This is a genomic window from Porphyromonas somerae, assembly GCF_022845615.1.
Lineage (GTDB): Bacteria > Bacteroidota > Bacteroidia > Bacteroidales > Porphyromonadaceae > Porphyromonas_A > Porphyromonas_A somerae.
Window position 1 is genome coordinate 2,120,966 of record NZ_AP025559.1, and the last position, 21,468, is coordinate 2,142,433.

The 21,468-nt window shown below is 46.8% G+C and carries 16 protein-coding genes and 1 pseudogene; 15 read left to right on the forward strand and 2 right to left on the reverse strand.

Translation table 11 applies throughout. From position 1 onward, the window contains the following. Positions 1-60: 60 nt before the first annotated feature. The 5 genes from MWL85_RS09085 (at position 61) to MWL85_RS09105 (ending at position 6,821) form a co-directional block, all read left to right on the forward strand. A complete protein-coding gene (locus MWL85_RS09085) occupies positions 61-2,439 on the forward strand; it encodes a TonB-dependent receptor (protein WP_244400471.1) in 2,379 nt (792 codons plus the stop codon). 95 nt (positions 2,440-2,534) lie between these two features. Further along, positions 2,535-3,863, forward strand: a complete 1,329-nt coding sequence (locus MWL85_RS09090) for a PSP1 domain-containing protein (protein ID WP_244400472.1) — start codon at positions 2,535-2,537, stop codon at positions 3,861-3,863. Positions 3,864-3,891: 28 nt separating this feature from the next. Next, positions 3,892-4,380 carry a gliding motility lipoprotein GldH family protein gene (locus MWL85_RS09095; RefSeq protein WP_244400473.1) on the forward strand — a complete coding sequence of 163 codons (489 nt, stop codon included), beginning with the start codon at positions 3,892-3,894 and terminating at the stop codon, positions 4,378-4,380. 32 nt (positions 4,381-4,412) lie between these two features. Next, positions 4,413-5,921, forward strand: coding sequence for a lipopolysaccharide biosynthesis protein (locus MWL85_RS09100; RefSeq protein WP_244400474.1), 1,509 nt, complete (start codon positions 4,413-4,415; stop codon positions 5,919-5,921). Positions 5,922-5,924: 3 nt separating this feature from the next. After that, the gene (locus MWL85_RS09105; RefSeq protein WP_244400475.1) at positions 5,925-6,821 is read left to right on the forward strand and encodes an O-fucosyltransferase family protein; all 897 of its coding nucleotides are present in this window, start codon (positions 5,925-5,927) and stop codon (positions 6,819-6,821) included. A 619-nt stretch (positions 6,822-7,440) separates the two neighbouring features. On the opposite strand, the gene MWL85_RS09110 is transcribed toward MWL85_RS09105, so the two are convergent. Continuing rightward, positions 7,441-7,623, reverse strand: coding sequence for a PspC domain-containing protein (locus MWL85_RS09110; RefSeq protein WP_244400476.1), 183 nt, complete (start codon positions 7,621-7,623; stop codon positions 7,441-7,443). A gap of 297 nt (positions 7,624-7,920) precedes the next feature. On the opposite strand from MWL85_RS09110, the gene MWL85_RS09115 reads away from it, so the two are divergent. The 10 genes and pseudogenes from MWL85_RS09115 to MWL85_RS09160 all read left to right on the forward strand — a co-directional run bounded on the left by MWL85_RS09115 (position 7,921) and on the right by MWL85_RS09160 (position 18,867). Beyond that, positions 7,921-9,582, forward strand: coding sequence for an AMP-binding protein (locus MWL85_RS09115; protein ID WP_244400477.1), 1,662 nt, complete (start codon positions 7,921-7,923; stop codon positions 9,580-9,582). A gap of 263 nt (positions 9,583-9,845) precedes the next feature. Next, positions 9,846-11,762, forward strand: a complete 1,917-nt coding sequence (gene dnaK, locus MWL85_RS09120) for a molecular chaperone DnaK (RefSeq protein WP_244400478.1) — start codon at positions 9,846-9,848, stop codon at positions 11,760-11,762. An 812-nt stretch (positions 11,763-12,574) separates the two neighbouring features. After that, positions 12,575-13,386: pseudogene (locus MWL85_RS11690) on the forward strand (hypothetical protein); the annotation flags it as partial. Positions 13,387-13,487: 101 nt separating this feature from the next. Further along, complete coding sequence (locus MWL85_RS09135; protein ID WP_244400480.1) at positions 13,488-13,706, forward strand: helix-turn-helix domain-containing protein; 219 nt, start codon at positions 13,488-13,490, stop codon at positions 13,704-13,706. Positions 13,707-13,708: 2 nt separating this feature from the next. Next, a complete protein-coding gene (locus tag MWL85_RS09140) occupies positions 13,709-14,986 on the forward strand; it encodes a hypothetical protein (protein ID WP_244400481.1) in 1,278 nt (425 codons plus the stop codon). 636 nt (positions 14,987-15,622) lie between these two features. Continuing rightward, positions 15,623-15,862: a hypothetical protein gene (locus MWL85_RS11650; RefSeq protein WP_394802099.1), complete on the forward strand. Its 240-nt coding sequence runs from the start codon at positions 15,623-15,625 to the stop codon at positions 15,860-15,862. A gap of 38 nt (positions 15,863-15,900) precedes the next feature. Further along, positions 15,901-16,023 carry a hypothetical protein gene (locus tag MWL85_RS11655; protein WP_394802100.1) on the forward strand — a complete coding sequence of 41 codons (123 nt, stop codon included), beginning with the start codon at positions 15,901-15,903 and terminating at the stop codon, positions 16,021-16,023. 12 nt (positions 16,024-16,035) lie between these two features. Next, a complete protein-coding gene (locus MWL85_RS09150) occupies positions 16,036-16,539 on the forward strand; it encodes an SRPBCC family protein (protein WP_244400482.1) in 504 nt (167 codons plus the stop codon). A gap of 277 nt (positions 16,540-16,816) precedes the next feature. Then, on the forward strand, positions 16,817-16,981 hold the full coding sequence (gene rd, locus MWL85_RS09155) for a rubredoxin (protein WP_021902990.1): 165 nt from the start codon (positions 16,817-16,819) through the stop codon (positions 16,979-16,981). A gap of 191 nt (positions 16,982-17,172) precedes the next feature. Beyond that, complete coding sequence (locus MWL85_RS09160; RefSeq protein WP_070706321.1) at positions 17,173-18,867, forward strand: tetratricopeptide repeat protein; 1,695 nt, start codon at positions 17,173-17,175, stop codon at positions 18,865-18,867. A gap of 100 nt (positions 18,868-18,967) precedes the next feature. Here MWL85_RS09160 and MWL85_RS09165 read toward each other — a convergent pair whose 3' ends face one another. After that, positions 18,968-20,947 carry a 6-phosphogluconolactonase gene (locus MWL85_RS09165; protein WP_244401877.1) on the reverse strand — a complete coding sequence of 660 codons (1,980 nt, stop codon included), beginning with the start codon at positions 20,945-20,947 and terminating at the stop codon, positions 18,968-18,970. Positions 20,948-21,468 lie beyond the last annotated feature (521 nt).

Below are 21,468 nucleotides of genomic sequence, written 5' to 3' on the forward strand. Positions count from 1 at the left end.
CGTATTGAGACACTAGCATAGTACATTTGCAAGAAGTTAATAGCGAATAATAATAGGTGTATGTTTAGAAGAATTGCTCTACTTGGTCTGCTACTTATAGCACTATTCACTTACGCATCTGCACAAATGGTTCCCATAACTGGGAGGATTATCAGCACGGCAAATAAAGAGGCCATTCCAGATGCCACTCTATTCGTGGTGGGGACGAACCCTCCTATCGGAATAACAACAGATGCCCATGGAAAGTTTTCAATCACTGCCCCTGTAGGACGACATAACCTCCGAGTCAGCTGCATTGGATATGAAACAAAAGAGATAGAGATCGTCCTCACCGTGGGGCGATCGGAGTACCTAGAGCTCTCTCTGGAGCCTGCCTCCTACACACTAGACGGAGTAGAAATTGTCCGAATCCACGATAAAAGCCGCCCCATTCAGCCACTGCTCTATGCTGGTGCTCGTAGCTTTAGCGTAGAGGAGGCTGACCGCTATGCGGGGACGTTGGGAGATCCGGCACGTATGGTACGAAGCTTTGCAGGTGTGATGCCTATCAATGACTCACGAAATGAAATAGTCGTTCGCGGTAATTCGCCTTTGGGAGTACAATATCGTATGGATGGTATTGAGATCCCTAATCCCAACCACTTCAATGCAGGTATTGGTATGACGGCAGGGCAGGTAACAGCACTCAATATGAACTTAGTGACCAATTCCGATTTTATTATGGGTGGGTGGCAAGCATTACAGGGAAATGCCCTAGCAGCCATCTTTGATCTCAATCTTCGAAAAGGGAACCCACACCAGCATCAGATGCGCTTTCAAATGGGTTACAATGGTCTGGAATTGATGAGCGAAGGTCCTATTGACAAGAAGAAGCTTACTTACATTGCCTCATATAGGTATTCGATACCAGAACTCATGAGCTACGCTATGAAGCTATTTAACAAAGAGATGCCCACGGTACCCAAGTATCAAGACCTCACCACAAAACTCCATTTGCAACTAAATGACGAGCATCAATTATCGCTCATCGCATTGATGGGGACAAGCGGAATAGATATCCAATTGAGTAATCTTAACTCTGGATCGACGGTAGAGGTGGAGGAGACTAGCTTTGACCAATTAATAAAGCTAAGGAGCCAACTGGCAATGGTCGGGCTAACCTACCAAGGGCAACTTAGCCCGCAGACCGACCTCAAAGCAACACTCTCATGGAACTACAATAAGGTTGATATGAAGGTAGATACGGTAATGCTCCCTAAAACGAGTGATTGGAAAATGATTTACCTAGATAGAAGCCGAGAGCATAAGCTTTCAGTGACAGCCGATATACACCACCGTTTCAGATCACAGCGTGACCAAATCTACGCCGGGCTAGTACTCGACTATTATCTCCTCAATGCTTACAACCTCTCCTCTGAGTATCCCTTTCCCCTCAATGACCTGCGGACAGGCTTTGGCCTCATAAGAGCGTATGCACAGTATCAGCACCTTTTTTCAGAGAGAGTATCAAGTACTATAGGGTTACATAATATGTACCTACCACTTAATGGCAGCTACTCAGTAGAGCCCCGTGCAGGACTTGAATACCGGATAGGCTCTCAGCACACACTCGGGCTATCAGGGGGGCTGTATGCTCAGCTACCACCCCATACATTCTTTTTCGTGAAAGATAGTATGGGAGAGCTTGATCCCTCTAGCCACAACCTAGGCTTCTCTAAAAGTTGGCACATCAACCTATCCTATAACTATCAGTGGAATAGTGATTGGAGATTGAAGTCTGAGCTCTACTATCAAAGCCACTTTGAGATACCTACAGAGGACCATGCCTATGGCACCTCTTTACTTAATTATGGAGCTGGGGAGAATAATATGGAGCGGATCCCTGGACTTAAGAATATTGGCAAAGGACGAAACTATGGTGTGGAGCTGACTCTTGAGAAGTATTTTAGCCACAATTACTTCTTACTCATCTCTGGGACGCTATACCGTTCGCTCTACACCGACCCCATTCTTCAACAGGAGTTCAGCACGGCATTTGATGGGAAGTACATCCTTAATATCACTGGTGGCATTGAACATCCCTTCAATAAGAAATGGACGCTATTCGCTGCTCCACAGGTGGCTCTAGCAGGGGGCCTTCGGTATACGCCAGTGGACGAAGCCAAGTCTATTGCACAGCATAAAATTATCTACCAAAGAGACCAGTGGATGGCACACCAGCTCCCCGCATATCTACGCATAGATACTCGATTTGGGCTCCGTCTCTACGGGCCAAAGGCTACGCAAGAGTGGGGAATCGATCTTGTCAATATCACCAATCGCAAAAACGTTGCTTCCAAGATGTATGATGTCGATAGGCAGAGGTACGTTACACAATACCATTTCACCTTCTTCCCAATGATCACTTATCGAGTCAACTTCGGAGTACCATCCAAATAGACTTCTAGAAAGGTCTAAGTGATGATTGCCTTTTTCTTCAACTTGTAGAAATCTCTGGAAAAAGGTAACTTTGCAGATATAATATCGAATAAGTAATGATCCAAGAAGATATCAATAATATTGGTACACACTACTCCTCGCCTAGAGCCGAAGGGTTTGCTGCCAACCGCAAAAAGAAACTTAGCGTCTCCGACTACCTCCGCGATCTCCCAGAGGGGTGCAATAGCGAGGAGTTTGTAGAGGTGCAATTCAAGAATACACGCAAGGGATACTTCCTCAATAGCCTGGCACTAGACCTCCACAAGGGGGATATGGTTGCGGTAGAGGCGTTTCCCGGTCACGACATTGGAGAGGTAACGCTGACCGGAAAGTTGGTACAAAAGCAGATGGCGAAGGTCAACTACCGCCACCCCAATGGCGAGCCACGCCGCATCTATCGTATTGCCAAGCCCTCCGATATGGAGCGGTATTACGAGGTCAAAGCCCTAGAACAAGAGACAATGATCCGCAGTCGCCAGATCGCCGACGCCCTTGGTCTAGAGATGAAGATAGGCGATGTAGAGTATCAGGGAGATGGGCAAAAGGCCATCTTCTACTACATTGCCGAGGGGCGAGTAGACTTCCGTCAATTGATCCGAAAGCTGGCAGAGGCCTTTCATATCCGTGTGGAGATGAAGCAGATCGGAGCTCGACAAGAGGCGGGAAGGATCGGAGGATTGGGCCCTTGTGGTCGACAGCTATGTTGCTCTGGCTGGATGACTAGTTTTGTATCTGTAGGCACCAATGCCGCTCGTCTGCAAGATCTATCCCTCAATCCCCAAAAGCTAGCAGGTCAGTGTGCCAAGCTCAAGTGCTGCCTTAATTTCGAGGCCGACACCTACCTCGAGGCACAGCAGCAGCTCCCCCACCGTTCCATAGAGCTACGAACCTCCGTTGGCGACTATCGATTTATGAAAGCCGACATCCTAGCAGGTCAGCTCACCTACGTGCCAAAGGCACGTGACCGCCGCGAGGTTTCTGAGCCCATCACCATCTCCAAGGAGCGAGCCCATGAGATCATCGCACAGAATAAAGCGGGCAAGCTCCCCTACAACCTCCAAGGCGATGAGGAGCTAGCACCTAAGGCGACCGTAGAGGAAACGCAAAACGACCTCCTACTGCAGAGTAGCATGAACCGCTTTGACAACGAGCGAAAAGAGCGCAGACAGAGACGGAGCAAGGCCAATAACCGAAGGCAGAAAAATAGAGAGAAGCAAGCAGCTCCCAACGCACAGAGCACCAGCCCCGCTAAGGAGGGTGGCAACAGACGGCGCCGTAGGCGGAATAACAACCGCCAGCCTCAAGCTCAAGCCTCTGAGGGCACCGCACGAAATAGGCGGGACCGAAGAAGTCGCAACAATCGTGACGGGAATCCATCGGACTAAGTAGGTAAGCAGAGCTGCCAAAGGGGATATGAAAGGTGGTGGTATGGCGAGTGCCAAACTTGTAGTCCAAGTGGCATGGATAGTGCTTTGGATAGTGGTCAGCGTTGGCTGTAAGCCCAACGAACCTCGGTACCACTATTTTGAGCAGCTTCCCGATGAGGCGTGGTCACAAGATCAGGAAATATTCTTCAGCACAAGCGACCTCGATAGTACACAATTGTATGATGTAGACCTCGTCCTACGCCTGAAGCGCGACATCCGATACCAGCAGCTACCGATAGGGGTTGCTTTCGAGACCCCCTCTCGGCACTTCACCACACGAGTGGTCAATGTACCCTTATCTCACCTTCGGCTAAGGAGTGGAGGTTTTGCGATCTACGAGCAGAGCCTTCGGATAGAGGAAGGCATGCGGTACCCCGAGCAGGGGGTTTACACCTACAGCGTCCGGCAACTCTCCACCGACTCCATCGTCAAAGGAGTGGTAGAGGTAGGGCTCACAATGACCCCTCGAGAGTAATTCACGAGCGACTTAAGGCATAGGCAAGCGGTATGAACGTGGTATTTAGGCAGAGCTTCAAAGGCACCCTCACCAATTTAATCGGTGCGGGGATCGGCTTCCTAAGCACCTTCTTTGTCATCACCCGCTTACTAACCCCCGAGGAGATTGGTCTCACAAGGGTGTTGGTCGAAGCCGCCACTTTGGTATCGGGCTATGCCCTTTTGGCAACCAATAGCTCCAGCATTCGCTATTACCCCTATTTTCGTACAGATGATGGACGAGATAGGGGTTTCTTTCGTCTGCTACTCACCATTCCACTCCTAGGATTATTGATATTTGGCGGTGCCTACCTCCTATTCAAAGAGCCCCTGGTCGCCTACTTCTCCCCTAAAGGAGGGGAAGAAGACCTCTTCCGGCGGTACTATTATATGGTCCTGCCATTGGTGCTCTTCATCCTTTACCAAACCCTACTCGAGGTTTACTGTAGCCTAAGGCAGCGTATAGTATTGCCCAAAGTGAGCCGCGAAGTACTGCTCCGGCTCCTCCTACTCGTGGCATACATCGCTTATGGGATCGGCTGGATCGACTTCGACCTCTTTGTGATCGCCTTTGTACTCTCCTATGGAGTAATGATGTGTGTCACCCTCTTCTACAGCCTACGGATATCGCCTCAGGCACTTAGCGCACCTATCGAACCCATCACTCCCGACGTGCGGAGAGACTTCCGACGCTACACCCTCTTCACCCTCCTGAGTGCTATGGGCAGCAGCATCGTGCAGCGCCTCGACCTCTTTATGGTCTCTGCCGAACTCGGGATGGCATCAGCTGGTATCTACACCATCGCCTTTTATGTGGTGGCGGTAATTGAGATGCCCTCACGCTCGCTCAGTGCCATGTCGTCGCCCTTTGCCTCAGAGGCGATTCACAGTGGCGATACCGCTCGGCTCAATCAGCTCTATCGCCGAGTATCGTGCTATCAGCTATTGGTAGGGGCATTGCTACTACTGGCGATTTGGGTCAATATCGACCTGCTCTTTTGGCTGATTCCCAATGGCGAAACCTATGCACTCGGCAAAGGAGTAGTGCTATTTTTGGGGTTAGGGAAATTAATCGACCTCGCCTTTAGCTTCGGCAATGGCATACTGAGGTACTCCAAGTACTACTTCTGGACCCTCGCCTACACCATAATAGTGGTAGTGGTCACCATCCTGCTCAATCTCTACCTAATCGAGCTCTGGGGAATGGTCGGAGCCGCCGTGGCCACAATGATTACCTTTGGGGTGAGCTATACCTTTCAGCAATTGGTGCTTTGGCGAAAGCTACAAATCACCCCGCTTAGTAGAGAGCTGGTGCGGATTGTAGCTCTCTTTGGGCTATTGATGTTGGTCAATTATCTACTCCCCCACGCAGGGCATCCGTTGCTGGATAGTGTGTGGAGGTCGTTGGTAATTGGTATATTTGGCTGGTGGCTCATGCGTAGGCTAGAGACATTTAGAGGTCTCGAGGCACAGGTAAAGGAGCTAATCATGGAATTTTGGACTAAGAAAAAAGGAGAGTAAGCGATGAGTGAGGTAGTAGAGAAGCAAGAGGAGAGCAAGCTACAGGCAAAGGGCATCACACTAGTGCCCATGGGAGGAGTAGCAAGTAGAGTACGGACGGTGGCTTCGATGATTTACTTGGCAGAGAAGTATCACCGCCCTCTCGAGATCATTTGGCATACCGACGAAGAGATGCCGGTCTCCACAGACCGACTTTTCACCCTTGTCCCCAGACTAGCCACGAAGGAGATCACTTTGAGAGCCTTTGAAACATGGGATACGCTACTAAATATGCCACCCATGATCAATAACCTATACTTCTCCTACCCCATCGTATCACTGAGGTACGATAGAGTACTCTTTGGCAGTCATCTCGCACGGATGATTTCACGCGACCGAGACGAGCTAGAGGCTCTTCTCAAAGATGGAGAGAAGTCCCTGCTGATTGCCACAGACCAAAGCTTCGGCAATTATTACGGAATGTACGATGTGCTAGAATCGACCGTGGAGGTCAATAACGTGGTACTCTCCATTATGGCAAGCTGGAAAAATAGCGTGGTAGGAGTGCATATCAATCGAAGAGCCAACTCCCGCTCCACGTTCAACGAATGCCCCATCGAACTATTCATCAAGCGGATGCAAGAGATGATAGAGGCCGATAGAGAGACCAACTTCTACATCGCCACCACTTCCAAAGATGAGCGTGAGCGGCTCGCCACCATCTTTAGAGAGCGCGTCTATGTACCCCACAGCGTTGCCGACCCCGACACACTGAAAGGAGTGATACAATCCCTCGGCGAGCTACTCGCCCTTTCGCACTGCGACCGTATCCTCACCACCCCAGAGAGCAACTACTCCCAAGTCGCTTCAGAGCTCGGCAACGTCCCACTCGAGACCCTCAGCATCTACGCCAATATCTAACCACCCCCACCCTCTCCCAATTAAAAAGATAGGTGACCAGCCACAGTCACCACCCATCCATCTATCACAGCGTCCGACCTGTCCGACAAGGCACCCAGCATTAGCCAACCCCGAAACACCTGCTATATAGTAGGGTGAAAACTGAGTTGCAACTAAGCAAATGGCGAGATGCAACTAAGCAAATGGCGAGATGCAACAAAGCAAATGCTTAGTTGCAACTCAACTTTTGCTCTCATGAGAATGTTGCACAAAGTGCCATTCTCGCACATTTGCTTCAAATGTGCTGAGACTTTGCACGAAGGATGAGATGCAAGGCGCTGAGGATGAGGGCGAAGGGAGCGTACTCGCGTACGTGACCTAGACCGAATTCCGAAAGCAACGAAGCAGATCGCCTTCGTGCAACAGTCTCCTCATAGGTGGAAGGTTTAAGGAGGTGCTTAGAGATACCTTTTTTTTGTCCTGAATAAGATGATCCGACTCACAAGAGATTGAAAAAACCGGAGAGGACAGACTAATCCCTACCCCTAGTCACGGCTCTTAAAGCCAATGGCCAGGGGATTGTAAGGTAATCCCCAGGAATACTTTACCAAGGGGCTTCTCTACCCCTTAATAGAGCTCCTTACTTACTTGGAATAACAATAAGGCAAATGATGTAGGCGAGTAGGCCTGATCCTCCCATTAGGGAGAAGAGCACCCATAAGAGACGTACTAGCGAAGAGTCGATATTAAAATACTCTGCAATGCCTCCACATACGCCTCCAATCATTCTGTCGTTATTGCTTCTGTACAATTTCTTTTCCATAATACTTAGTCTATTAAATGAATAGCTGTCTCCAACAAAGGTACCTATAAATAAGATGCGAAAGTGACAGTTGCACAAAGTGAGGTGCCTTCGTGCAACCGTCTCCTATTGTATATCAGGTATTTGTGGCGATACTTTATGGGCGATGTGAGGCACTAATTACGGGAAGTGCTACGATCCGTTGCTAATAGCTAGCTCTGTAATTGGTGAGATAGGCTCTGATTCCTCTTGTTTATATCTGAAGATATATCTATCTTTGCACAGATTTAGAATATATGTGCCATAGATTATAGGATTATGATACAGCAGAACTTTATTAAGCTCTACGAAGAAAAGTATAAAGAGTATTGGGTGCTCCCCGCCTTCTCGAATTATGAGGAGGGGGTTACCTACAGCTTTGCACAGGTGGCTCAGTGGGTGGCACGTGTGCATCTGATTTTGGAGCATAACGAGATAAAACAGGGCGACAAAGTGGCTCTTATAGGTAAGGACTGTGCCGAGTGGTGTATGACGTGGATGGGCGTTGTCACCTATGGGGCGGTGGTGGTTCCTATTTTGCCAGAGTTTCATCAGGATGACATCTTTCATATCATAGCGCACAGTGATAGCCAGCTGCTCTTTGTGGGTAAGGAGCATGAGCGGGTACTGAGCCTTGAGGCACTTCCGGAGGTAAGGGGGGCCTTTGGGATTAAGAATCTAATGGCGATAGCTGAGCTTTCGCGTACAGAGCTAGCTAAGTGTACGGATGTGGCATCGCTTTTCAGTGCCAAGTACCCCGATGGCTTCACCCGGGAGGATGTGAAGTATCCTGAGATTGGCAATGACGAAATGGTCTTGATCAGCTATACGTCGGGCACTTCGGGCTTTAGTAAAGGGGTGATGGCAACAGCGAATAACTTGATTGCCAATGTGCAATTTGGTCAAGACGCCAAGCTTCAATTCCGTGGTGACGACTTGCTCTGCTTTCTCCCTAATGCCCATGCCTATAGCTGTGCCTTCAACTTCCTTTTGCCACAGGTGCAGGGGACGCATGTCTATATCCTTGGCTCGAAGCCCACGCCACGTATTCTCTTGAAAGCTCTTCAGGATATTCGCCCAAAGCTGGTGATTTCGGTACCGTTGATCCTAGAGAAGATCTATAAGAATGTCCTCGCTAAGAAGCTGAAAGATAAATGGCTCTCACTGGCACTGAAGCTGCCTATCGTGAAGGGGGTGGTGCATAAAAAGATACGCAAAACCCTGATTGATACCTTTGGGGGCAATGTAAATGAGGTGATCATCGGTGGGGCGGCACTCAATCCGGAGGTAGTGGCGTTTTTGATGAAGATCGGCTTCCCCATTACGGTCGGCTATGGCATGACGGAGTGCTCCCCCATCATTTCGTATACGGGGCACCGACAGTTTTTACATCACTCCGCAGGGCGTATTCTCCATAAGATAGAGGAGGTGCGTATTGATGGTGCCCAATCTATTGAGGGCAAAATGGTAGGCGAGGTGCAGGTAAGGGGCGAGAATGTCTGCCTCGGTTACTACAAAAATCCGCAGGCGACGGCCGACCTCTTTACAGAAGATGGCTGGATGCGGACTGGCGATCTTGGATATATAGAGCAGGACACAATATTCCTCCGCGGTCGCTCTAAGGCGATGCTACTGGGCTCCAACGGTCAGAACATCTACCCTGAGGAGATTGAAGCGAAGCTGGCTATGCTCCCCTATGTGAATGATGCTATATTGGTGCAGCGTGACAAGCGACTAGTGGCACTACTGTCGGTAGATAGAGTGGCGCTGGAAAAGGATGGGCATGCTACCGAAGAGGCGATAAAAGCGATTTTGGATGATCAGCGAAAGCAGGTCAATACTCAGATCGCAAGCTACGCACAGATCGCTGCTATGGAGATGATTGATGGGGAGTTTGAAAAGACCCCTAAGCAGAGTATCAAGCGATACCTCTACCACTAACAAGACCTTTGTACAAAGAGGAGCCATCGATTTGAGGGGTCCTTATCGGACAAGTCAGACGAATCGGACAGATCGGACGGATCGAACCAATAAGCGGATTTTTGGTTTGGCCTTTCTGAATTGTCCGATTCGTCTGATAAATTGCCGTGCGACATTCTCTTTTTGTGTCAGTCTAGGGTGACAGATTTGGCACGTTGGGAGGATTGGCACATAGGTTGCTCTTATCTTGTCAGAAATAATTAAATAAAATACTGATTAAGATTATGGGAAAGATAATAGGAATAGACTTAGGAACTACTAATTCAGTAGTGGCTGTCCTCGAAGGCAATGAGCCAGTGGTGATTGCTAATAGCGAGGGTAAGCGTACCACCCCTAGTGTGGTGGCTTTTGTGGAGAATGGCGAGCGAAAGGTAGGTGACCCTGCAAAGCGTCAGGCCATTACCAATCCACAGCATACTGTTTACTCTATCAAGAGATTTATGGGTGAGCGTTACTCTGCCGTGAAGGATGAGGCACACCGCCTGCCTTATAAGTTGGTAGAGGGGGAGAATGACACCCCACGTGTAGATATTGATGGTCGTCACTACACTCCACAGGAGATTTCGGCTATCATTCTGCAGAAGATGAAGAAGACGGCCGAGGATTATCTCGGTGCAGAGGTGACGGATGCGGTGATCACCGTGCCAGCATACTTTAGCGATGCTCAGCGCCAAGCTACTAAGGAGGCGGGTGAGATCGCAGGGCTCAAGGTACAGCGTATCGTGAATGAGCCTACTGCTGCGGCTCTTGCCTACGGACTAGATAAGAGCCATAAGGATATGAAGATTGCGGTATTCGACCTCGGTGGCGGTACCTTTGATATCTCTATCCTAGAGCTTGGTGATGGTGTCTTTGAGGTGCTTTCCACCAATGGTGATACTCACCTCGGAGGTGACGACTTTGACCACGTAATCATTGATTGGTTGGCTGAGGAGTTTAAGAACGACGAAGGGGTAGACCTACGTAAGGATCCTATGGCACTACAGCGTCTGAAGGAGGCGGCTGAGAAGGCTAAGATTGAGCTCTCAAGCAGTACTTCTACCGAGATCAATCTGCCATATATTATGCCAGTAGATGGTGTACCAAAGCACTTGGTTCGCACCCTCTCAAGGGCTAAGTTTGAGCAACTTAGTGACCGATACATCCAGGCTTGTCGTGGTCCGGTAGCACAGGCCTTGAAGGATGCTGGCTTGGCACCTAGCGATGTCGATGAGGTGATCCTAGTAGGTGGTTCTACCCGTATCCCTGCGGTACAGGAGATGGTGGCTAAAATCTTTGGTCGCGAGCCTTCGAAGGGTGTGAATCCTGATGAGGTGGTAGCTCTAGGTGCTGCTATTCAGGGTGGTGTATTGAGTGGTGATGTAAAGGATGTATTGCTACTTGATGTGACTCCTCTATCTCTTGGTATCGAGACGATGGGTGGTGTGATGACCAAGCTGATTGATGCTAATACCACTATCCCTACCAAGAAGTCGCAGATCTTTACCACTGCTGCCGATAACCAGCCTAGCGTGGAGATCCACGTGCTACAGGGTGAGCGTCCAATGGCAAAGGATAATAAGAGCCTGGGTAAGTTCAACCTCGATGGCATCCCAGCAGCGATGAGAGGGGTACCACAGATTGAGGTGACCTTTGATATCGATGCCAATGGCATCGTGAATGTCTCTGCTAAGGACAAGGGAACGGGTAAGGAGCAGAAGATCCGTATCGAGGCTTCGAGCGGTCTGAGCGATGCTGATATCGAGCGTATGAAGGCAGAGGCAGAGGCCAATGCTGAGGCCGATAAGAAGGAGCGTGAGCGTGTGGATAAGATCAATGAGGCTGATAGCGTGATCTTCCAGACTGAGAAGCAGCTGAAGGAGATTGGCGATAAGATGCCAGCTGATAAGAAGAGCCAGATAGAGGCAGAGCTAGAAAAGCTAAAGGAGGCTCACAAGGCTCAGGATGTGGCAGCTATCGATGCGTCACTCACCGCCCTCAATGGTATCATGCAGCAGATGAGCCAGGAGATGTACGCCAATTCTGGTGCCGATGCGGGAGCACAGCCAGGCCCTGATATGGGAGCTCAAGGTGGTGCCTCTGACCAAGGCACTAAGGGCGATGACCATGTCACTGATGCCGACTTTGAAGAAGTGAAGTAAGCGTATTGAAGACTTACTAGAAGTAATAGGGTGAGCCAAGTTTTTGGCTCACCCTATTTTTATGACATACTCGACAGTGAAGCGCATCTACAATCAATGATAATAGTCACTCTAAACCCAAGTTTGACCCCTAGAGTATATTTTGGGGTGGTTTTTGGGAGTTTTGAGGAGTAAAATGCTGATTTCATCGTGGTAGTTGTTTTTGAAATCGAAATGTAGTACACAGCGGTGGATTTTTTTATTCATACCTTTGTGGCACTATGCATTTTATTTCGCAGACAAGGTATAATCCGGATTCTGGCAAGGACGATAAGTACTACCGAATCAAAGAGTCTTTTCGAGACAAGTTGGGGAGAGTGCGTTCGCGTATTCTACTCAACGTGGGATTTTGGTCTGGCCTAACGCCTGAAGAAGTTCGTGACGTTGGGAGAGGTCTTACTTTCCTTCAGGAGCATAGGAATGAGGTGGCTCTGTTTGATGATCTATTTACTGAGTATAGTGAGCAGACTCGTCTTCACATCGGTAAGTTTTGGAATGAAATGGTAGAGAGCGGAGCCATTGATATTTCCCGTCAGGTGATCAAGGAATCGGAGGCGAAAGCGCGTAAGATGCTTGACTCAGAGAGCGTTAAGCACACTGATGCCAGGGAGCTTGGAGCAGAATGGATGGCCCTACAATCTATCCGACAACTTCGGATTGAGGAGTTTCTAAAGGAACAAGGCTGGTCCGACCGACGAATAAACGCTGCCATTTCTATGTTGATGGTCCGCACTGTATATTGCTCCTCGGAGTTTAAGAGCCGTGCGATCCTTAGGGAGAACTCCGCCACCTGTGAATTGGTCTACGGAGAGGGGGAAGAGTCGCTTGGGCATAGAGCGTTGTACAATGTTGCCCCTGAGCTATATGCTATCAAGAGCAAGCTGGAGTAGCACCTTTGCCGAGTGACAGACAACCTATTCAATCAAGAGAATAGGGTCCTCCTTTTTGACCTCACCAACTTCTATTTTGAGGGAAGTAAACGGAGTAGTCAAAAAGCTAAGTTTGGACGAAGTAAGGAGAGAAAGAGCGATTTGAGCTGGAGCTGACGAAAGCTAAGCAAAGTCTCTCACGAAAAGGCGGTACAAAGACCTATGAAAAGGTGATTGAACGCATCGGGCGAGCCATGCAGAAACACCCCTCCATTGCCAAATTCTGCGACATTAAATACACAAGAAGCACAGCCAATCCAAAGCTGATGTCAGACCTCTCTTGGAGTCCACATGGAGAGGAATAGGCAATAGCAGAGTATGGAGCCTACTATCTTCGGACGAATGTCAGCACTCTAGATGAGAAAAGCATCTGGGACTACTACAACCTTATACGAGAGATAGAGTGTACCAACCGTCAACTCAAAACAGACCTCAACCTACGCCCCATATACCACCAAACCGATGACCGCTCCGAAGCACACCTTTTCTTCGGACTCCTCGCCTATTGGGTGGTCAATAATATACGTGTACAAATGAAAGAAAAAGGAATCAGACATTATTGGAAAGAGATCGTCCGAATAATGTCCACCCAAAAAGCAGTTACGACAGAAGCCACCAACATGCTAGGGGAAAAGGTAATCCTCCTTTTCTGTACCTACTAAAAGATTTAAGGGAATGAGAAAAATAAATCCTCATTCCCTTTTTATATGCTATTTTATTTCATATCTTTGCACTATCAAACAGAATATTGAACGCGATGGATAAACCCATGAATCGAATAAAAGAAGTGCTTGAGGAGAAAGGAATCAAGCAAACATGGCTTGCCGAAAAACTCGGCAAAAGCTTTAGCATTGTCAATGCCTATGTCTGCAACCGCCGTCAACCAAGCCTCGAAACCCTCTTCCAGATTGCGGAGATATTGGGAATCGAGGCAAAACAACTGATAGAAAATTCGAACAATAATACTAATCAATAACTATGTCAACAATAACAATAAAAAATATAGGCCCTATAAAAGAGGTTGTAGAGATTTCTCTCAATAGGATTAATGTCTTTATGGGACCACAAAGTAGTGGTAAAAGTACCATCGCAAAAATTATTAGTTTTTGTACGTGGGTGGAAAAAGATGTGGCGACAAGTCAATCCCTTTCCGAATATCAAGAAAATATAACATATTTCAGAGAACGTCTTGAGTCTTTTCATAAGATAAAGGGTTACTTTAATTCTGATAGTTATATTCACTACAAAAGTGAGGTCGTAGAAATTGTATGGGAAAATGAGGAATGTTCAATCTCATGGGTTGATAAATATGCATACCAACGTAGTAAAATAGCTTACATTCCTTCTGAGCGTAATATGGTTATTCTTCCTGAAGCAAGAAAATCTGAATTTGGGAATACTAATATTAGAAGTTTCTTATTTGATTGGTTTGAAGCTCGCAAGAAATATTCTGATGAAAATAATTTATCTGTTCTGAATCTTGGTGTTAATTATTATTATATTGAAGGAAGTGAAGAAGACCATATTAGAGGTAATAATAATGATGCCGAGTATGATATTCTCTTGTCAAATGCATCAAGCGGTTTACAATCTATTACTCCCTTAATTGTAATGATTGAATATTTGACAAAATGGATATATGATGAAGATAATATTTCTTTTGAACAGGATGAAAGAAAACAACGGGTCAACAGAATTCTTGTGGTAGAAAAAGTATTAAAACCTTATTATGATAAGGATGATTTACCTATAGAAGATTTACAAAAACTCGTGAAGTCTTTCAACGAAAGACTTCACGAAAAGGAAGAAAAAGCAGTTGAATATTTTGATGACTACAAAACCATATCGAATGGCTTATTTAAAACAACGAACTCTCAGTTTATTATTGAAGAGCCGGAACAAAACTTGTTTCCTGAAACTCAACGAGATTTGATGTATTACTTATTACAACAATGCTTGAATAAAAAAGGGAACAGGTTAACGCTTACAACACATAGCCCGTATGTGCTTTATGCATTAAATAACTGTATGATGGCAGGTTTGGTCAGTGATAAGATGGAGTCAAATGAATTGAGAAAACTCAAGTGTAATAAATCTAAAATTAATCCTTCAGACGTATCTATTTATGAAATCAGAGAAGGAGTCGTGAGAGGAACTATTCAAGGAGAAGATGGACTAATTTCTGACAACTATTTCGACCAGAAAATGAAAGACTTGATGGATGACTTTTATTTAATGCTTAATTACTACGAATAATGATACGCACAAATATACAAATCTCTTTTTCTCATCAGTTGAATAATTGTATCACTACAAGTAATTCACTATATGTAGCAGACTATACAGAACAAACAAAGAATAGTCCAATTAGACGAGCAACAGAGTTGTTTGATAATTCACATCCGAACGATATAGATTACTTTACAGTTAATAATCCCCAGAATTTAAATATAGACGGCATTCCTTTTGATAATGGTAGCTTTACTCGGCCCAATAGAAGTACTTTATCTCAATGTGAATGCGTTATTTATCCTCATAGTAGTAATGGTAATTCTTGGATCCTCTTTCTTGAATTAAAGTATAGCAGCAAGCCGGAGAACAATGAGAATAATTTAAACAAAGCTCGAAAGCAACTATTTAAAACACAATATTACTATAGGTCTCGAGGTATTTTTAATAAGAATAATACTTGCTACTTATTAGCCTCGTTGCCTATGCAACGCCCTCCTTTTGCTAATATTAGTCTAACTCAAAATTACTTATTAGGAATGAAGAAGAAACATAATGTGGTTATACGATTCCAGAATTCGGTAGAGATCATAGATGATAAAAAAAATTAAAGTGTAGCTTAAATGACTTTTTAGTCAAGGAACCTATGATAATTTTCCCAATGTGAGTGATTATCGGAATCCCTTTATTGCCGAAGCAATGAAAGTCTTGGGCTATGTAAACCGATTCAGCCGTGGAGTCTACCGAGTTCAGAATGAGTTGGAAGAAAACGGTAATGGGCAAGCCTCTTTTGATTTTTCATTGATTACAGCTTTTCGAGTAGTTGAGAACGTTTCTCAAAAGTATTTTGAAGAAGGCTTTGGAGGAGAAACTACCCAAGAAAAGCCCAAGAAAGAATTTTAGCAGCTATTCAGGCAAAGCCTAAAATTACTCAAAAGGAGTTGGCTCAATCTATCGGCATTACTCTTGATGGCATTAAATATCATATTAAGAATATGACTAAGCAAGGACTTATCAAGCACGAAGGCTCTACAAAGGCTGGTAAGTGGATAATAATCAAATAGAACGTGAAGAATGTGTTGTACATAATATTGAGCGGTCTTTTATTACTTGTATTGGTTGTCGTGCTCATGGGAACACTTCTACCAAGAATCAGAACAGAAACAAAACAGTGCATTTTGAATGCTCCTGTTGATGCCGTTTTTGCTATTGTGACCAACAATCAAGAATGGCATTACAGAAGTTCTTTGGATGATTTGGAGATCATCCGTACTCAAGGGAATATTGAAGAATGGGAAGAGACGACCAATGGCGTAACTATCCGATTCAGGACACTTGAGAAGAGACCACATTCTTTCTACAGTTTTGAGATGGATAGTAGAATGTTCACAGGAGAGTGGCAGGCAACATTCGAACCAGTAGAAGGTGGTAAAACTCTGTTCACTGCAACAGAAAAGATAGAATACAAGAATCTATTCTATCGTTTGGTTGGGTATGCTTTTATGGACTTAAACAAGTTTATGACCACATACCAAGAAGAACTCACAGCTCGAATAGAACTTGAAAAAGCAGAGCAATAAAGACAATATAACCGATTGTTTGTAATCGATTTAAGAAATCATATTTGTACCATGTAATTGCAATGCACTGTAAATCAATATAGATTTGTTTTGAAGAGGTGAAGTAAGCGTATTGAAGACTTACTAGAGGCAATAGGGTGAGCCAAGCTTTTGGCTGTAATTATGTTGGGAGAGGGTTGCCCGATGTCACTATTTTTAGGTATCTTTGGCGTGGATAGGCAGTTGTGGCTTATCCAGTGATATTGAAATATTTCACAAAACATAAAATAATAGGAATATGCAGAAGTATATTTGCGAGCCATGTGGCTATATCTATGACCCAGAGCTGGGTGACGAAGATGGTGGAATTGCACCAGGTACTCCATTTGAGGACATTCCTGAGGATTGGGTTTGCCCCGTTTGTGGTGCAGAGAAGAGCGACTTCGCTCCTTACAACGAATAAGACTAACCCCCTGGTAGGGTAGAAATTAATTGCTGAACAGCTACATGGTTTATCTATGTGGCTGTTCGCTATTTAGAATGCCACGACAGTCACAATATTAGAAGGACAATGGTTTAATAATGTGGCGTAAAATGGGTATATTTGTAACTGCGGAAATTATTTACGTTTTAATTATATAAGTATTTGACTTTATGAAAATCAAGAATCTTCTGCTGAGCACACTCTTTGCAGCACTTGTAGTGCTGATGTCGTCGTGTGCAGGCAAGTTAAAGCCACTCGATGCTAGGCAAGTATCAGTTGATCCTCAGCCACTTGTGCTAATTGGCGGTGAGGTGCCAGCAACCATTAACATCAACTTCCCAGCTAAGTGGTTCAATAAGAATGCCGAGGTGAGGGTAACGCCAGTGCTTAAGTATGCTGGTGGTGAAGTGTGGGGAACCACTTATAACTTCCAAGGCGAGAAGGTACGTGGAAATGCCACCACTATCCCTTATGGCATGCCAAAGAGTGTGACCATCCACTCCAACTTTAAGTACAAGCCAGAGATGGCAAAGAGTGATCTCATCCTGATCTTCTCTGCACGCATCCGTGGCAAGGAGGTACAGCTTCCTGATGTTAAGATCGGCGAGGGTGTTGTGGCTACTGAGGCTCTTGCTAGTGCTGCCTTTACCACTCCTGCGATTGCGCCCGACGCTTTCCAGAGAATTATCAAGGAGAAGTACGATGCTGATATCCACTTCCTTATCCAGCAAGCGAATGTGCGTAGCACTGAGCTCAACTCTGCCGATGTGCGTGAGTGGAAAGGGATTGTGGAGAGTGCCAATATCACACCTAACCAAAATGTAGATGTAGAGATTCAGGCCTATGCTTCACCAGATGGTGGTCGCGAGCTCAATGAGAAGCTCTCGGCACAGCGTGAGCGTAACACCACTGCTACCATTGGGCGAGACCTCAAGCGTGCCAAGGTAGAAGTGCCTATGTCAGCACACTATACAGCTCAGGACTGGGAAGGTTTCCAGAAGCTAGTGGAGCAGTCCAATATTCAAGATAAGGAGCTGATCCTATCTGTCCTCTCAATGTACAAGGATCCTGAGACCCGTGAGCGCGAGATTAAGAATATCTCTTCCGTCTTTAGTCAGTTGGCCGATGAGATTTTGCCACAGCTCCGTCGCTCTCGTCTGATTGCTAATATCGAGATCATCGGTAAGAGCAACGAGGAGATCGCAGCACTTTCAAAGAATGAGCCAAGCAAGCTGAATGTAGAGGAGCTCCTTTACTCTGCGACGCTAACGAATGACAAGGCAGAGCAACGTAGGATCTACAATCAGGCAGTGGCTCAATTCCCAGCCGATGCACGTGCCTACAATAACCTTGGCGTGCTAGCCTATGAGAATGGCGATTACGCTACAGCAAGTAGCTACTTCCAAAAGGCTGCAACCAAGGCTCAGCTCCCTGAGGTGAAGATGAATCAAGGGCTATTGCAGCTACTAGATGGTAACCTCGAGGAGGGTGAGACCCTGATCGGGCAGGCTACTAATGTGCCTGAGCTAGGTGAGGCTCTTGGACTGATCTATATACAGAAGGGTAAATATGCTGAGGCTGCCAAGGCACTTTATGATGTAGCAACCAATAATGGTGTATTGGCTCAGATCCTTAATAAGGACTACAATCGTGCCAATCAGCTACTCAATCAGATCGTAGCTAAGGATGCTACCACATACTACCTACAAGCATTGATGGGGGCTCGTACCTCTCAGACCGATGTGATGACGGAGGGTATACGTCAGGCAGTACGCCTGCAGCCAGGTATGGCTACTAAGTTCCTCAACGATAGAGAGTTTGCCCGCTATGCTAGCCAGAGCTACTTCCAAAGTGCACTGAAGTAAGCACTTCTCTTTATCAAATAACAAAGCTAGCCAGCTCCCCATATATGGGGAGCTGGCTAGCTTTGTTTTGGTATGCCACATTAGGTGGCTATTCTATTCTTTAGTCGATGGGATGGTAGCGGACAAAAGCCTCAATCGCTTCGTAGCTAGCTAGGCCAAGGTCTTGGTAGAGCTGTGCTGTAGCGCGGTTGCGATCCTCGGAGCGCTGCCAGAATAGGCGCTCATCATCACCTAGGAAAGGAGCACTCTCCATCTGCGACTGATGCTTGAGGATGCTATTCCGCTTGAAGCGAAGCTCCTCGGGACTCATAGGCACTGCCATCTCGATATGGTCAATCTCCCACTCGGCCCATGCTCCACGGTACATCCAGATCCACGTATCCTTAAACCACTCTTCGCTCTTTACCTGGTCAATAGCTGCTAGGGCGACATCTAGGCACACCTTGTGAGTACCGTGTGGGTCGGCAAGGTCACCCGCCACAAAGATTTGGTGAGGCTTCACCTCGCGAAGCAATTGGATCACGATATCCACGTCGGTCTGAGTCGGTGGGTTCTTTTTGATGCCTCCGGTCTCATAAAATGGCAGGTTGAGGAAGTGTACATGGTCCTCCTTAACTCCAATAAAGCGGTCGGCCGTACGAGCCTCCTCTACACGGATCGTTCCTTTCATAAAGCGTACCTCAGGTGTCTCAATAGAGCCCTCCTCCTTTTCGTGTAGCAAGAAGTGTCGGAGTTCCTCGGCATGCTGGTGGAGCTTGCTATCAGCCATTCCCAAGTGCTCTGCGGTATTGCGAAGGAAAGAGAGATAGCGAATCACCTCCTCATCACCCACGGCGATATTGCCCGAGGTTTGGTAGGCGACATGCACATCGTGCCCCTGCACCACCAAGCGGCGGAAGGTGCCTCCCATAGAGATCACATCGTCATCGGGGTGAGGGCTAAAGATAAGCACCCGCTTCTTAGCAGGCAAGGCACGCTCAGGCCTATTAGAGTCATCGGCATTGGGCTTGCCCCCTGGCCAACCGGTGATGGTGTGCTGGATATCATTAAACACCTTGATATTGGCATCATAGGCAGAGCCATAGACCGTAAGCAGCTCTCCCAGTTGATGGTCGGAATAATCTTGATTGGTCAGCTTCAGGATAGGCTTATTGACCTTCTGGCAAAGCCATACAATGGCACGACGAACCAGCTTAGGCGTCCACTCAATAGAGGTGACCCTCCAAGGGTGATTGATACGAGTGAGCAGACTGGCCGCCTGTAGGTCGGTGTAGACTCTTACGTGGCTGTGAGATTGGAAGTAAGAAGCAGGCAAGCTCTCCGTCATGGGCTCCTCCACCGCCTTGGCGATCACCTCGGCCTTGGCCTCGCCCCATGCGAGAAGGATTATCTTACGTGCTTCACTCAAGTTCTTTAGACCGATAGTCACCGCTGTAGGAGGTACATTCTCTTTAGTATTAAAGGTGCTAATGGCCTCCTGAACCGAGGTGCTATCCAGTACCGACAAGTGCGTACCCTGCGACCAGATAGAGCCAGGAGAGTTGACCCCAACCGATCCTCTACGGCCCAACCCAGTGATGAGCAGGTCAATGCCCCCTAGCTGGTGAATACAGTCGTCAAACTCCTCAATGGCACGGCCCACATCCTCCTTGGAGAGCTGGCTATCCAATCCGTGAAGATGCTCATCAGGGATGCCCACATGTGTGGCGAAGTGCTCTTTGATCTGTGCTAGTACGCCTGTGTCTTTATTGGGAAGGGGTACAAATTCGTACATAGGAAATAGGTGTACATTCTCAAAAGAGACCCCCTCCTCAGCATGCATCCGGATAAGAGCCTTATAGATAGGCTCGGGGCTAGTCCCAGCCGAAAGCATAATGGTGTAGGGCTGGTTGCCTTTGGCCTTTATATCTTTGCAGATGGTTCGGGCGATGCTCTCCGCCGCCTCCTCTGGGGTGGGCGATATAGTTACCGGCATACGCTCGAAGCTAGTCAGAATCCCCTCTTCATACGCATTGGAGGGTCGGTACAGTCTTTCTTCTACCTGAGTGAGTGCAATCTGATTGCTCAATCCAAATCTCATAATCATCTCTATTTATTGTGCAAGCTTGATAGTTATTATTATATGACGACAAGATACTTAATATTTTTCTAAAGGCAAATGAATTAGCGATAAACTTCGGGGGTTATGCATTGTAGAAGCCTACCCTGGGGGGTCATCTTACAGAATTTCCACCCGCGAAATAAGGCAAAAACAGACGAAAAAGGGGGCGCAAAGACCCTCTTCTCAACCGACTGGAATTCAATACTATACAAAAGCGTTTACCGAGTTGCAACTAAGCAATCGGTTAGTTGCATCTCGGCAAATGCTTAGTTGCAACTCGCCGATTGCTTAGTTGCAACTCAACTTTTGCTCTACTTGTATGAGACTATTGCACGAAGGCGATCTGCTTCGTTGCTTTCGGAATTCGGTCTAGGTCACGTACGCGAGTACGCTCCCTTCGCCCTCATCCTCAGCGCCTTGCATCTCATCCTTCGTGCAAAGTCTCAGCACATTTTAGTAAATGTGCGGGAATGGCACTTCGTGCAACATTCTCTGTATAG